We start from the raw sequence: 14,331 nt of genomic DNA, 5'->3' as shown, positions 1-14,331 counted from the left end.
TCTTCCGACGTTGGCCGTTTTTGTTTTTGAAGGATACCTCTGATGATGAATTCCGTTGGCACACCGTGGTTATGGGGCAGCTTTGCCGCCGTCATAGTCGTGATGCTCGCAATCGACCTCCTGTTGCAGGGCCGTAAAGGCGCACACACCATGACTATGAAGCAGGCCGCCAGCTGGTCGCTGGTGTGGGTCAGCCTCTCCCTGCTGTTCAACCTCGGTTTCTGGTACTACCTGAATGAAACCGCCGGGCGCGCCGTCGCCGATACCCAGGCGCTGGCCTTCCTGACCGGCTACCTGATCGAAAAAGCGCTGGCGGTGGATAATGTGTTCGTCTGGCTGATGCTGTTCAGCTACTTCGCCGTGCCGGCCAACCTGCAACGGCGGGTGCTGATCTACGGCGTGCTGGGGGCGATCGTGCTGCGTACCATCATGATCTTCGCCGGCAGCTGGCTGGTCAGCCAGTTCCAGTGGCTGCTGTATCTATTCGGCGCTTTCCTGCTGTTCACCGGTATAAAAATGGCGCTGGCGAAGGAAGATGACTCGGCGATCGGCGACAAACCGCTGGTGAAATGGCTGCGCAGCCGCCTGCGCATGACCGACAGCCTGGAAGGCGAGCGTTTCTTCGTGCGCCGCAACGGCATTCTGTTCGCCACCCCGCTGGTGCTGGTGCTGATCCTGGTGGAACTGAGCGACGTGATTTTCGCGGTGGACAGCATTCCGGCGATCTTCGCCGTGACCACCGATCCGTTCATCGTCCTGACCTCCAACCTGTTCGCCATCATGGGCCTGCGCGCCATGTACTTCCTGCTGGCCAACGTGGCGGAACGGTTCTCGATGCTGAAATACGGCCTGTCGGTGATCCTGGTATTTATCGGCATCAAGATGCTGATTATCGACTTCTTCCACATCCCGATCGGCGTTTCGCTCGGCGTGGTGGCGGGCATCCTGACGCTCACCTTGCTGATCAACGCCTGGGTCAATCACCGCAACGATCGCCTGGCGAAGAAATAACCATAATCTGTTATCCGGGGCGCTAGTCGCCCCGTGATTGTTTGGCAATTCCCCCAAAACGCCAAACGTTATTGCGATCACACAAATGTAACCAGTATGTTATCAAGTGTTGATCCGCGCTCAGAATTTCACCCTCGCCTCTTTCCAACATCATTCGATTGCTGAATACTGATTCGGCAAACACACTTAGTTACAGAATCATATAAAGCTGCCCGGCGTCGTTCCCGCCGCGGCGGCCAGATAACATCAGGAAGAAAGCACTATGCAAAAACTACTACAAAAGATCACGCAGGGCAGCCTGGTCAAACAAATCATGGTCGGCCTAGTGGCCGGCATTCTGGTGGCGCTGGTTTCACCGGCGGCGGCAGCGGCGGTTGGCCTGCTCGGCACCCTGTTCGTCGGCGCGCTGAAAGCGGTGGCGCCGGTGCTGGTGCTGATTCTGGTCATGGCCTCGATCGCCAACCATAAACAGGGGCAGAAGACCAACATTCGCCCGATCCTGTTCCTCTACCTGCTGGGCACTTTTGCCGCCGCGCTGGTGGCGGTGGTCGTCAGCTTTATCTTCCCTTCCACGCTGGCGCTGACCACCGGCGCGACGGACATTACCCCGCCGGGCGGCATCGTGGAGGTGATGAAGGGCCTGTTGATGAGCGTGGTGGCCAACCCGTTCCATGCGCTGATTAACGCCAACTACATCGGCATTCTGGCGTGGGCCGTCGGGCTGGGGCTGGCGCTGCGCCACGCTTCCGAGACCACCAAGGGGCTGATCAACGACATGTCCCATGCGGTCACGCTGGTGGTGCGCGCGGTGATCCGCTGTGCGCCGCTCGGCATCTTCGGCCTGGTGGCCTCCACGCTGGCGGAAACCGGCTTCGGCGCGCTGTGGGGCTACGCCCAGCTGCTGATGGTGCTGCTTGGCTGCATGCTGCTGGTGGCGCTGGTGCTCAACCCGTTGATCGTTTACTGGAAGATCCGCCGCAACCCGTATCCGCTGGTGTTCGCCTGCCTGCGCGAGAGCGGCGTGACCGCCTTCTTCACCCGCAGCTCCGCCGCCAACATCCCGGTGAATATGGAACTGTGCAAGAAGCTGAACCTGAATGAGGACACCTACTCGGTTTCCATCCCGCTGGGCGCCACCATCAACATGGCCGGCGCGGCGATCACCATCACCGTGTTGACGCTGGCGGCGGTAAACACGCTGGGCATCGCGGTGGACGTCCCGACCGCCCTGCTGCTGAGCGTGGTGGCGGCCCTCTGCGCCTGCGGCGCCTCCGGCGTGGCCGGCGGTTCGCTGCTGCTGATCCCGCTGGCGTGCAACATGTTCGGCATTCCGAATGACGTGGCGATGCAGGTGGTGGCGGTCGGCTTTATCATCGGCGTACTGCAGGATTCGGCGGAAACCGCCCTCAACTCCTCCACCGACGTGCTGTTCACCGCCGCGGCCTGCCAGGCGGAAGACCAGCGGCTGGCGAACGAAGACCCGCTGAAGGTGCGTTAATCGCGCGTTGCTTCATAAAAAGGCGCTCCTTCGAGCGCCTTTTTTGTCAGCTTTACAGCGTCACCCCGCTTTTAAAGATCGCCAGCTCGCGAAAGTCGTTGGCTTCATTGCGCGCCGGGCGGCCGTTGGCGATCTCGACAATCAGATCGATGAAGCGGCTGAGCAACGTCTCCATCGCCACGCCGTGGATCAGGCTGCCGGCGTCAAAATCGATCCAGTGCGGTTTCTTCGCCGCCAGCTCGCTGTTGGTGGCCAGCTTCACCGTCGGCACAAAGCCGCCGTACGGCGTGCCGCGCCCGGTGCTGAACAGCACCATATGACAGCCGGCGCCGGCCAGCGCGCTGGTCGCCACCGCGTCGTTGCCCGGCGCGCTGAGCAGATTCAGCCCCGGCACGCGCAGCCGCTCGCCGTATTTCAGCACGTCAACCACCTGGCTTAACCCCGCCTTTTGGGTGCAGCCGAGCGATTTCTCCTCCAGCGTGGTGATGCCGCCGGCCTTGTTGCCCGGCGACGGGTTCTCATAAATCGGCTGCTGATGGGCGATGAAATAGCGTTTGAAATCGTTGATCATGTCGACGGTTTTGTCGAAGGTCTCCCCATCGCGGCAGCGGCTCATCAGAATGCGCTCGGCGCCGAACATCTCCGGCACTTCGGTCAGCACCGTGGTGCCGCCGTTGGCGATCGCATAATCGGAGAACCGCCCCAGCAGCGGGTTGGCGGTGATACCCGACAATCCGTCCGAACCGCCGCACTCCAGGCCAAACTTCAACTCGCTCAGGCGGCCCGGCTCGCGGCGATCGTGGCGCATCTCCCGGTACAGCTCGTGCAACAGCGCCAGCCCGGCTTCCACTTCGTCGTCCTGTTGTTGGCACACCATAAAGCGCAGCCGCCGCTCGTCCTCTATCCCCAACGTGGCGCGAAAGGCATCCACCTGATTGTTCTCGCAACCCAGCCCGATCACCAGCACCGCGCCGGCGTTGGGATGGCGCGCCAGGTTTTGCAGCATGATGCGGGTGTTGGCATGATCCTGCCCCAGCTGCGAGCAGCCGAACGGGTGACTGAACAGATGCACGCCGTCGATCCCCTCTGCCTGCGTTTGCTGCAAAAAGCGTTGCTGGATCTGGCGAGCGATACCGTTGACGCAGCCGACGGTCGGCACGATCCACAGCTCATTGCGGATCCCCACTTCGCCGCCGGCCCGTCGGTACAACTGCACCTCGCGATCCGCCGCCTGCGGCGGCAACGTCGGGAATTGCGGCTGGTAACGGTAGCTGTCCAGATCGCTCAGGTTGGTTTTGGCGTTTTGCGAATGAATATGCTCCCCCGGCCCGATGGCCGCGAGCGCATGGCCGATCGGCTGGCCATATTTGATGATGTCCTCGTCCTTGGCGATCGGGCCGAGCGCAAATTTGTGCCCGCGCGCCACCGGCTGCGCCAGTTGGATGACCGCGCCTTCCAGCTCAACGCACTCTCCGGCAGCCAGATCGCGCAGCGCCACCGCCACGTTATCCTGCTCGTGAATCTTTATCGTACTTTGCATAAACCGGTCCCGGATAACGGCTACGCCAGTTCAATGGCGAAATAGTCTTTGGCGTTGTCGAAGCAGATGTTTTTCACCATTTCGCCCAGCAGCGCGATATCCGCCGGCGCTTCGCCGTCCGCCACCCAGCGGCCGATCATCTGGCAAAGGATGCGGCGGAAGTATTCATGGCGCGTATACGACAGGAAGCTACGACTGTCGGTCAGCATGCCGACGAAGCGGCTCAGCAGCCCGAGCTGCGCCAGCTGCGTCATTTGGCGCTGCATGCCGTCCTTCTGATCGTTGAACCACCAGCCGGAACCGAACTGCATCTTGCCTGGCGTGCCTTCCCCCTGGAAATTGCCGATCATGGTGCCGATCACTTCGTTATCGCGCGGGTTGAGGCAGTAGAGAATGGTTTTCGGCAGGCCCCCCTGCCGCGCCTGGGCATCCAGCAGCCGCGACAGCGGCTCCGCCAGCGGCCGATCGTTGATCGAATCGAAACCGATATCCGGCCCGACGGCGGCCAGCATGCGGCTGTTGTTATTACGCAACGCGCCGATGTGATACTGCTGCACCCAGCCGCGGCGCCGGTATTCGCCGGCCAGGAACAGCAGCACCGCGCTTTTGAACTGGGCGCTCTGTTCCGGCGTCGGCAGCTCGCCGTTCAGGCGGCGCAGCAGGATCGCATCCAGCGCCGCTTCATCGGCCTCGCCGAACACCACCACGTCCAGCGCATGGTCGGCCACCTTGCAGCCGTGGGCGGCGAAGTGATCCATGCGCTTGTACAGGGCGTCGCACAGCGCGCTGAAGCGGCCGATGGCGGTGTCCGCCGCCGCCTCCAGCTGCCGCAGATAGTCATTGAAGCCCGGTGCATCGACAGTGAAAGCCTTGTCCGGCCGCCAGCTCGGCAATACCTTGATATCGAAGCCGCGATCGTCGGCGATCGCCCGATGATGGCGCAGATCGTCGATCGGATCGTCGGTGGTGCCGACCATTTTCACATTCATCTGCCGCATGATGCCGCGCGCGCGAAACTCATCCTGCGCCAGCAGCGCATTGCCGCGCTGCCAGATCTCATCCGCCGTGGCCGGCGACAGCAGCGTATCCGTGATGCCGAACGGCCGACGCAGCTCCAGATGCGTCCAGTGATAGAGCGGGTTGCCGATGGTATGCGGCACCGTGGCGGCCCAGGCGTCGAATTTCTCACGATCGCCAGCATCGCCGGTACACAGCCGCTCCGCCACGCCGTTGGTGCGCATCGCCCGCCATTTATAGTGATCGCCCCGCAGCCAGATATCGTACAGGTTGCTGAAGCGGGTGTTCTCCGCGATCTGCTGTGGCGGCAAATGGCAGTGATAATCGAAAATCGGCTGTGGCGCCGCATAGTCGTGATACAAGCGCCGGGCAAATTCGTTGTCCAGCAGGAAATCTTCGCTCAAAAACGTCGCCATCTCGGGCTCCTTACTTGCCGTGCGGCACGGGGTCGAATCACAAAAGTTATCACACCAATTTTCACAAGCGTCCAGCAAATTTTTCCCATGAGCTGCTGATTTAAGGTCCTTCAATCCCTTTTTCGCTCAATTTTACGGCAAATGTGCGGCATAAACGCACTATTTCACCGGCGACAGTATCGCTCAGGCGAATAATTCCTTTTGTGATATCACTCAACTTTTAAACCTGTATGACAGGTTATTGTCTCGCCAGCCGCATCGACGGGCACACCTTAAAACGGGGAGACATTTCGGATGCGTAAAATTAAAGGGTTACGCTGGTACATGATCGGACTGGTGACCATCGGCACCGTGCTGGGCTACCTGACCCGCAACGCCATCGCCGTCGCGGCGCCGACGCTGGAAGATACGCTGCACATCACCACCCAACAGTATTCCTATATCGTCGCCGCCTATTCCGCCTGCTACACCGTGATGCAACCGGTGGCGGGCTATGTGCTGGACGTGCTGGGCACCAAGGTCGGTTACGCCATGTTCGCCATTCTGTGGGCGCTGTTCTGTATGGGCACCGCGCTGGCCAACAGCTGGGGCGGCCTGGCGCTGGCGCGCGGCGCGGTCGGCATGGCGGAAGCGGCGATGATCCCCGCCGGGCTGAAGGCCAGCAGCGAGTGGTTTCCGGCCAAAGAGCGTTCGATCGCCGTCGGTTATTTCAACGTGGGTTCATCGATCGGTGGCATGATCGCCCCACCGTTGGTGGTATGGGCCATCGTGGCGCACAGCTGGGAAATGGCGTTCATCATCACCGGCGTGCTGAGCCTGATCTGGGCCATTTGTTGGCTGCTGTTCTACAAACACCCGAAAGATCAGAAGAAACTGAGCCAGGAAGAGCGCCGTTACATCCTCGAAGGCCAGGAAGCCCAGCACCAGACCTCTAACGCCAAAAAGATGTCCGCCTGGCAGATCGTGCGCAACCGCCAGTTCTGGGGCATCGCGCTGCCGCGCTTTCTGGCGGAGCCGGCGTGGGGCACCTTCAACGCCTGGATCCCGCTGTTCATGTTCAAGGCCTACGGTTTTAACCTGAAAGAGATCGCCATGTTCGCCTGGATGCCGATGCTGTTCGCCGATCTCGGCTGCATCGTCGGCGGTTATCTGCCGCCGCTGTTCCAGAAGTATTTCAAGGTCAACCTGATCGTCTCACGCAAGCTGGTGGTGACGATGGGGGCGGTGTTGATGATCGGCCCCGGCATGATCGGCCTGTTCACCAGCCCTTACGCGGCTATCGCGCTGCTGTGCGTCGGCGGCTTCGCCCATCAGGCGCTGTCCGGCGCGCTGATCACCCTCTCTTCCGACGTGTTCGGCCGCAATGAGGTGGCGACTGCCAACGGCCTCACCGGCATGGCGGCCTGGACCGCCAGCACGCTGTTCGCCCTGGTGGTCGGCGCCCTGGCGGACACCCTCGGCTTCAGCCCGCTGTTCGCCGCGCTGTCGGTCTTCGACATTCTCGGCGCCATCGTCATCTGGACGGTGTTGCAAAACCGTCCGGCCGCCGAAACCCAGCCGGCCACGCTGCAACCGGCCCCGGCGCGCAGCTGATACCGCCGCCCGGCCGCCGCGCCGGGCCTCTTGCTCCTCTGGCAGCGGTGCCGAATAAGTGGTATAACAAATCCGATGGCCACGCGCCCCTTCCCACCGCACCGTATAGAGCATTCACTATGGAATTCACCGAAACCAGACGCCTGTATCAGCAACTGGCCGCCGAGCTTAAGCAACGCATCGAAAGCGGCCGCTACCCGGTAGGTGACAAGCTGCCGGCCGAGCGATACATCGCCGAAGAGATGAATGTCAGCCGTACCGTGGTGCGCGAAGCGATCATCATGCTGGAAGTGGAAGGCTATGTGGACGTGCGCAAGGGATCCGGGATCCATGTGGTGTCCAACCAGCAAAAGCACCTGGTGGTGCCGGGCGACAGCATCGAGTTCGCCACCGCCGGCCCGTTTGAGCTGCTGCAGGCGCGCCAGCTGATTGAAAGCAACATCGCCGAGTTCGCCGCCACCCAGGTGACCAAACAAGATATCGTGCAGTTGATGGAGATCCAGGAGCACGCCCGTAAAGAGGATCGCTTCCGCGACTCGCAGTGGGATCTGAAGTTCCACGTGCAGGTGGCGCTGGCCACCCAGAACACCGCCATGGCCACCATCGTGGAAAAAATGTGGGTGCAGCGGGTCAACAACCCTTACTGGAAAAAGCTGCACGAGCATATCGACGAACGCTCGATCGCCAGCTGGTGTGACGATCACGATCAGATCCTCAAGGCGCTGATGCGCAAAGACCCTTACGCCGCCAAACTGGCGATGTGGCAGCACCTGGAAAACACCAAACAGATGCTGTTCAACGCCACCAGCGATGACTTCGAATACAACGCCGATCGCTACCTGTTTGCCGAGAATCCGGTGGTGCATCTGGATGGCGTGAACCACGAGCCGAAATAGCCACGGCGGTCAAAAACCGTCGGCTTATGTCAGGTAATGTAAAATCCGCTGAATCGATGCCGGAACCGCCGTTTGCCGTGTACTATTTCACCGTCGGCAACGTAGATTTCCCTGTTGCCAATCGTGCTATTTTGGTAGAGTTAGCCCACTTTTTTACCCATTGCTGCGGGGGCGGGACGCGAATAAATGCGCTGGTTGTTTGCCATGCTGATTGCTGTTTTCTGCTGGACCGGTTCGGTCTCCGGCCAACAGCTATGCGTGGCGTCACCCAAGCCAACCCCCAGCGCGCTGAGCAGCCTGCCGCTGCTGGCGGAGCCGGCGCTTTCCCCCTATGATCATGTGTATCGGGCGCCGGCCGAAGCGCGCCGCAAAGCCCCCGGCAAGTTGCCGCTGCTGCTGCCCAGAGCGCACTCTTTCTCCGGTTCGCTGCTCGCATCCTCCCTGCCGGCGCCGGTCTATACCCTGGCCGCAGAGCCGGGTTACCGAATTCGCTTCCCCCGCCAGGACACCCCGGCTCCCAACCGGCTTGCCCAGGTCGACTGGATGCTGGACGCTTCCAGGCAACAGAGTCGCCAGGCCGGTTGGAAAGAAAGCAACATGCAGTACCGTGGCACGCTGACTTACCACCTATGACCGGTGTCGCACCGCTTAGAAACCTTAAAGCAACGCCGTTTCATCGTTATCAGCACTCAGGATCGCCGCGCGCTTTCAGCTCACGCCCGCTCCGCCGCTGAGATAAAAATAAACAATGACGTTTTAGGAACACCGGATGGACATCATTAAAGAACTGATACATGCCTTATGGCAGCAGGATTTTGAGACGCTGGCGAACCCCTCGTTGGTGTGGACCCTCTACATCCTGCTGTTCATGATCCTGTTTTTGGAGAACGGCCTGCTGCCGGCCGCTTTCCTGCCGGGTGACAGCCTGCTGATCCTGGTCGGTGTGCTGATCGCCAAAGGCACCATGGGCTTCCCATTGACCATCGTTATCCTGACCGTCGCCGCCAGCCTGGGGTGCTGGGTCAGTTATATACAAGGCCGGTGGCTCGGCAATACGCGAACGGTGCAAGGCTGGCTTTCGCATCTGCCGGCCCACTACCATCAGCGTGCACATAACCTGTTCCACCGTCACGGCCTTTCCGCCCTGCTGGTCGGCCGCTTCCTGGCCTTCGTGCGTACCCTGCTGCCGACCATCGCCGGCCTGTCCGGCCTGAGCAACGCACGCTTCCAGTTCTTCAACTGGATGAGCGGCCTGCTGTGGGTCTTGATCCTGACGACGCTGGGCTTCGCCCTGGGGAAAACGCCGGTGTTCCGCAAGTATGAAGATCAGCTGATGTTCTGCCTGATGATGTTGCCGCTGGTATTGCTGGTGGTCGGGCTGGTCGGCTCGCTGATCGTGTTGTGGCGCAAGAAGCGCGCCAACAGCCAGAACCCGGGGAAAGGGGCGTGACAGCAAAGCGCCCGCGCTGGCAATACGTCCTGATGATCGCGCTCGCCCTGCTGGCGTTGGCGACGCTGTTGGTGCCCTGCATGGTGCGCACCGAGAGCGAGCTGCGCATCCGCGCCAGCCAGCAAGGGCTGTCGCTGCCCGACGGTTTTTATGTCTACCAGCGCCTGGATGAACGCGGCATCCGCATCAAAAGCATTACGCCGGAAGGCGATGGCCTGGTCATCCGTCTGGATTCGCCGGAGCAGCAGTTGCTGGCGCGCGAAGCGTTGCAAACCATTCTGCCGCCCGGTTACCACATCGCATTGAGCGAGTCCCCCGTGCCGTCACATTGGGTGCGCGAATTTGCGCGCTCCCCGCTCAATCTGGGATAATCCCCTTCAAATGAAGGGGTTTCCTTTCATTGCCATAATCTTCATTTTCATTCGCATCGATTAGCTCAAGAATTAATCAGTCAGCACTGGGTCACGGCTGATTCTTTGGGGGCTCGCCGGTTTCATGACTATGCTGAAGGGTAACTTCAGCCGGCGATGAACGCCCTCCTCTCGCGCTGCCGCCTTCGGCAGTCAGGAAAGCGGGTGCCTGTTCAGGCACCCTATGAAAAGGAACTGAAAGATGAAATTACGCCACTCCCTGTTACTGCTGTTGCCACTCTGCACGCTGCCGGCCCTCGCTTCGGCCGCAGAGGGCGGCTGCGCCGCCAAAGCGCAAAACATCCAACAGCAAATCGACTACGCCACCCAACACGGCAACACCCACCGCGTGGACGGGCTGAAAAAAGCGCTGAGCGAAGTGCAGACTCACTGCACCGAAGCCGGCCTGCAGGCCGAACGCCAAAAAAATATCGCGGAGAAGCAGCGCAAGGTCGACGAGCGCCGGCAGGAGCTGAAAGAAACGCAGCAAACCGGCAAGCTGGACAAGGTCGCCAAGAAGCAGCAAAAGCTGGCGGAAGCGCAAGCTGAGTTGAAACGCGCCCAGGCGGAATAATTTTTTTACACCAGCGGATTTATCGATGAGAGCCCCATCACACGGGATTTCTTAAGCATATGGAATTGATGTCTGGTGTTATCTGCTGGCCATCACCCCTTTGCTCCGGCGAAAAAATCCGCTATGTTAAAAGTCTGTCGAAATAAACGTTAAGGAATAATCACATGGCACATGATTCAAATGCAGAAAACTTACGCGCTGAACTGAAGTCCTTAGCCGATACGCTGGAAGAAGTGCTGAACTCCTCCACCGACAAGCCGAAAGCCGAGCTGGAGAAGCTGCGTTCGAAGGCGGAAGGCGCGCTGAAAGAGACCCGCGCTCGCCTGAGCGACGCCGGTGACAAGCTGGCTTCGCAAACCAAACAGATCGCCGGCCAGGCCGACGACTATGTGCGCGACAACCCGTGGACCGGCATCGGTATCGGCGCGGCGGTCGGCGTGGTGCTGGGCGTGCTGCTCGCGCGTCGCTAATCATGGCTGAACAACCGCAAGTGCGCGCGCAGGGCCCCGCCAAAGGGGTCCTGGATATCGGTCAGCGCATCATCACGATCCTGGTCGGCATGGTGGAAACCCGTGTCCGGCTGGCGGTCGTCGAGCTGGAAGAGGAGAAAGCCAACCTCATTCAGCTGCTGATCATGGCCGGTATGACACTGCTGTTCACCGCCTTCGGTTTGATGAGCCTGCTGATCCTGATCTTCTGGGCCATCGATCCGGTCTACCGGCTGATGGCGCTGGGTGCCACCACTGGCGTGCTGCTGTTTCTGGCCGTGGTCGGCACCATCTGGACGCTGGTCAAGGCCCGTCGCACCACGCTGCTGGGCGCCACGCGCAAGCAGTTGGAACTCGACCGCGCCGAACTGGAGCGCGAGCCATGAGCCGCCGTCGCTACCTGGAATGGAAAAAAGAGAGGCTGATTCGCCAGATCCAGCAACAGCGTCTGGATCTGGCCGAACACAAATCTTTGTGGCTGGAAAAAACCGAACGCATTGACCGCGGCTGGCAGACCGTTTTTGGCCTGCGCCGCTATCTGGTACTCGGTTCCAGCGTCATGGCGCTGTACGGCATCCGCCACCCCAGCAAGATGATCCGCTGGTCGCGTCGCGCTTTCGGTGCCTGGAGCGCTATCCGACTGTTTAAAAAGACCTTCTCCGCCAAGTAAGCCGCTTGGTCTTTCCTTCAAACCTCCTGTTGCTCTGCCCTCGTTTTCCCCTTAAAACAGTGCTGTTTATCCCGAGGGCTGGGCAACCTGCTGACAAGAGTCAGTTTATTAGCACGCTAAAGATTCAGATTTTTTGAAAAATTACGACAGTTTTACTTGCTAACAACCTGAGCACTTCCCGATTAACATTCACTCCATCAATACGATATGGGCCGAACAGGGTGAGAGACCCGATATACCGCCCGTTGATATGACTACCGCCGAACAGGCACACAAAAACACTTTGGAGTAGATGATGAAAAAATTAGAAGATACAGGTTTGCTGGTTGCTCGTATCCTGATGCCAATCCTGTTTATCGTGGCAGGCTACGGCAAAATGGGTGACGCTTATGCCGGAACCCAACAGTACATGCAATCGATGGGCGTGCCTGGCTTCTTGCTGCCGCTGACCATTCTGCTGGAGTTTGGCGGCGGTCTGGCGATCCTGTTCGGCTTCCTGACCCGCACCGTGGCGCTGTTCACTGCCGGTTTCACCATCCTGACCGCGCTGCTGTTCCACACTGACTTTGCGGAAGGCGTAAACCAGCTGATGTTCATGAAAAACCTGACCATCGCCGGCGGTTTCATCGTGTTGGCGGTCGCAGGCCCGGGCGGCTTCAGCATCGACCGTCTTCTGAACAAGAAATGGTAATCTAAACTGTCATTCAGGGCCCGGCATGCCGGGCCCTGTCGTTTTTCACTCGGACACCAAGGAGATTCCCATGGGACAACTCGTCGATGGCGTTTGGCAAGACATCTGGTATGACACGAAATCTACCGGCGGCCGTTTCAAACGTTCAACCGCTCAGTTTCGCAATTGGGTGACCGCCGACGGTCAGCCCGGCGAACACGGCGCGGGCGGCTTCCAGGCCGAAGCGGGCCGTTATCACCTGTATGTTTCTCTCGCCTGCCCCTGGGCGCACCGCACGCTGCTGATGCGCAAATTGAAAGGGCTGGAGCAGATTATTCCGGTCTCGGTGGTGCACCCGCTGATGCTGGAAAACGGCTGGACCTTCGGCCAGGATTTTCCTGAAACCACCGGCGATCCGCTGTATCACGCCGACTTCCTGTACCAGATCTACCTGCGGGCCGATCCGCACTACAGCGGGCGCGTGACCGTGCCGGTGCTGTGGGATAAACAGCGGCAAACCATCGTCAGCAACGAATCCGCCGACATCATCCGCATGTTCAACAGCGCGTTTGACGGCGTCGGCGCTCGGGCTGGGGACTACTACCCGACCGATCTGCGCGGTAAGATCGATGAGCTGAACGGCTGGATTTACGATCAAGTGAATAACGGCGTGTACAAGGCCGGTTTCGCCACCAGCCAGGAAGCCTATGACGAAGCGGTCAACGGGGTATTCAACGCGCTGGAGCGCCTTGAGCAGATCCTGGGGCAACATCGCTACCTGACCGGCGATCGGCTGACCGAAGCCGACCTGCGTCTGTGGACCACGCTGGTGCGTTTCGATCCGGTGTACGTCACCCACTTCAAGTGCGACAAACACCGCATCAGCGACTATCTGAACCTGTACGGTTTCCTGCGCGACATCTACCAGATGCCGGGCATCGCCGAAACGGTCAGCCTGCCGCACATTCGCAACCACTACTACCGCAGCCACGCCACCATCAACCCGCACGGCATCATTTCCATCGGGCCGGCGCAGGATCTGAACGAGCCGCACGGCCGCGACCAGCGCTTCGGCTAAGGCAAAAAAATCCCCTTGCCGCCCGGCAAGGGGATGTCATCCAACCGACGTTAGCGCTGCGCGAACAGGCGCGGAATTTCGCGCAGGAACCAGGCTTTCGCCTCCCCCATGCTGTCGCGCCGCCAGGCCATGATGATGTCGGCTTCGCGGCTGTATTCCGGCCCGACCACGCGCAGCCGCCCGGCTTCGATATCTTTCTCCACCATCGGGTACGGCATGGTCGCCACCCCCAACCCGGCCAGCAGCGCCAGGCGTTTGTCTTCAATGGTGCTCACCGTCAGGCGCTGTTGCTTGTCCAGCAGCTGTACGGTCAATACCGGGCGCTCACGGGCGGTGTCGGCCACCGCAATACCGCGGTACTTCACGCGGGTCACTTCGGAAAGCGGCTCCGGCTCCAGGTGGATCGGGTGATCCGGCGCGGCGACATAAACGCTCATCACCTTATACAGTTTGCGGGTATTGATCTCCGACGACGCGCGAAAATGCATGTCCGGCGCGATCACGATGTCGGCGCGCCCTTGTTCCAGCCGCTCCCAGGCGCCCGCCAGCACTTCGGTGAAAATCGACACCTGGGTGTTGGCCTTCAGCGCCAGTTTGTCCACCAGCGGGAACAGCAGGCTCGGCGGCGACAGCGCTTCGCTGACGATGGTCAGGTGGGTTTCCCAACCGCGCGCCAGCGCCTCGGCGTCGGTGGTCAGCTTATCAGCCGCCTCCAGCAGCACCCGCCCGCGCTCCAGCAACATGCGCCCGACGTTGGTGAACTTGGTGCGGTGGCCCGAACGGTCGAACAGCACCACATCCAATTCTTCTTCCAATTTTTGCATGGTGTAGCTGAGCGCCGACGGCACCCGGCCCAATTCGTCGGCGGCCGCGGCGAAACTGCCACGCCGGTCGATCGCGTCCATCACTCTCAGCGCCTCAAGCGTGAGCGCCCGATCTCTGGCCATCACATCCCTCTGTCAGGAAATTTGAATATGCCGACCAGATTAACTGGCTAACAATCCGACGTCCAGATGCTTA

At 60.3% G+C, this 14,331-nt stretch carries 16 protein-coding genes; 13 read left to right on the top strand and 3 right to left on the bottom strand.

From position 1 onward, the window contains the following. Positions 1 to 42: 42 nt before the first annotated feature. Both L085_RS06925 and sstT read left to right on the top strand, forming a co-directional pair. Positions 43 to 1,011, top strand: coding sequence for a TerC family protein (locus tag L085_RS06925; RefSeq protein ID WP_033645770.1), 969 nt, complete (start codon positions 43 to 45; stop codon positions 1,009 to 1,011). Positions 1,012 to 1,273: 262 nt separating this feature from the next. Then, positions 1,274 to 2,509 carry a serine/threonine transporter SstT gene (gene sstT, locus L085_RS06920; protein WP_004937146.1) on the top strand — a complete coding sequence of 412 codons (1,236 nt, stop codon included), beginning with the start codon at positions 1,274 to 1,276 and terminating at the stop codon, positions 2,507 to 2,509. Positions 2,510 to 2,561: 52 nt separating this feature from the next. Here the strand turns inward: sstT and L085_RS06915 are convergent, their stop codons facing one another. Together L085_RS06915 and uxaC are read right to left on the bottom strand one after the other, a co-directional pair. Beyond that, entirely contained in the window at positions 2,562 to 4,049 is a 1,488-nt protein-coding gene (locus L085_RS06915) for an altronate dehydratase family protein (RefSeq protein ID WP_044030400.1), read from the bottom strand. A gap of 20 nt (positions 4,050 to 4,069) precedes the next feature. Beyond that, entirely contained in the window at positions 4,070 to 5,482 is a 1,413-nt protein-coding gene (uxaC, locus tag L085_RS06910) for a glucuronate isomerase (protein WP_004937143.1), read from the bottom strand. A 294-nt stretch (positions 5,483 to 5,776) separates the two neighbouring features. Between uxaC and L085_RS06905 the strand changes: the two genes are divergently transcribed. From L085_RS06905 to L085_RS06855, 11 genes are all read left to right on the top strand, one after another. Next, positions 5,777 to 7,075 carry an MFS transporter gene (locus tag L085_RS06905; RefSeq protein ID WP_015379157.1) on the top strand — a complete coding sequence of 433 codons (1,299 nt, stop codon included), beginning with the start codon at positions 5,777 to 5,779 and terminating at the stop codon, positions 7,073 to 7,075. 119 nt (positions 7,076 to 7,194) lie between these two features. Beyond that, complete coding sequence (exuR, locus tag L085_RS06900; RefSeq protein ID WP_004937137.1) at positions 7,195 to 7,971, top strand: transcriptional regulator ExuR; 777 nt, start codon at positions 7,195 to 7,197, stop codon at positions 7,969 to 7,971. A gap of 186 nt (positions 7,972 to 8,157) precedes the next feature. Further along, entirely contained in the window at positions 8,158 to 8,604 is a 447-nt protein-coding gene (locus L085_RS06895; protein ID WP_004937135.1) for a hypothetical protein, read from the top strand. 136 nt (positions 8,605 to 8,740) lie between these two features. Then, the gene (locus tag L085_RS06890; protein ID WP_004937132.1) at positions 8,741 to 9,421 is read left to right on the top strand and encodes a DedA family protein; all 681 of its coding nucleotides are present in this window, start codon (positions 8,741 to 8,743) and stop codon (positions 9,419 to 9,421) included. Next, positions 9,418 to 9,792, top strand: a complete 375-nt coding sequence (gene mzrA / locus L085_RS06885) for an EnvZ/OmpR regulon moderator MzrA (protein ID WP_004937130.1) — start codon at positions 9,418 to 9,420, stop codon at positions 9,790 to 9,792. The genes L085_RS06890 and mzrA overlap by 4 nt, the downstream gene beginning before the upstream one ends. 241 nt (positions 9,793 to 10,033) lie before the next feature. Beyond that, the gene (locus L085_RS06880; protein ID WP_044030399.1) at positions 10,034 to 10,405 is read left to right on the top strand and encodes a DUF1090 domain-containing protein; all 372 of its coding nucleotides are present in this window, start codon (positions 10,034 to 10,036) and stop codon (positions 10,403 to 10,405) included. A 164-nt stretch (positions 10,406 to 10,569) separates the two neighbouring features. Next, complete coding sequence (locus L085_RS06875; protein ID WP_004937125.1) at positions 10,570 to 10,875, top strand: YqjD family protein; 306 nt, start codon at positions 10,570 to 10,572, stop codon at positions 10,873 to 10,875. A 2-nt stretch (positions 10,876 to 10,877) separates the two neighbouring features. Continuing rightward, a complete protein-coding gene (locus tag L085_RS06870) occupies positions 10,878 to 11,279 on the top strand; it encodes a phage holin family protein (protein ID WP_033636106.1) in 402 nt (133 codons plus the stop codon). After that, the gene (locus L085_RS06865; RefSeq protein ID WP_004937121.1) at positions 11,276 to 11,563 is read left to right on the top strand and encodes a YqjK-like family protein; all 288 of its coding nucleotides are present in this window, start codon (positions 11,276 to 11,278) and stop codon (positions 11,561 to 11,563) included. The genes L085_RS06870 and L085_RS06865 overlap by 4 nt, the downstream gene beginning before the upstream one ends. Before the next feature lie 295 nt (positions 11,564 to 11,858). Continuing rightward, positions 11,859 to 12,254 (top strand): DoxX family protein, encoded by a 396-nt coding sequence (locus L085_RS06860; protein ID WP_004937119.1) that lies wholly within the window; start codon positions 11,859 to 11,861, stop codon positions 12,252 to 12,254. Between the two features lie 70 nt (positions 12,255 to 12,324). Next, on the top strand, positions 12,325 to 13,311 hold the full coding sequence (locus L085_RS06855; protein ID WP_044030396.1) for a glutathione S-transferase family protein: 987 nt from the start codon (positions 12,325 to 12,327) through the stop codon (positions 13,309 to 13,311). Between the two features lie 50 nt (positions 13,312 to 13,361). On the opposite strand, the gene L085_RS06850 is transcribed toward L085_RS06855, so the two are convergent. Then, positions 13,362 to 14,258: a LysR family transcriptional regulator gene (locus tag L085_RS06850; protein WP_025304355.1), complete on the bottom strand. Its 897-nt coding sequence runs from the start codon at positions 14,256 to 14,258 to the stop codon at positions 13,362 to 13,364. Positions 14,259 to 14,331 lie beyond the last annotated feature (73 nt).

The organism is Serratia sp. FS14, from assembly GCF_000695995.1.
GTDB classification, from domain to species: domain Bacteria; phylum Pseudomonadota; class Gammaproteobacteria; order Enterobacterales; family Enterobacteriaceae; genus Serratia; species Serratia nematodiphila.
This window is presented reverse-complemented; position numbering and strand designations above follow the sequence as displayed.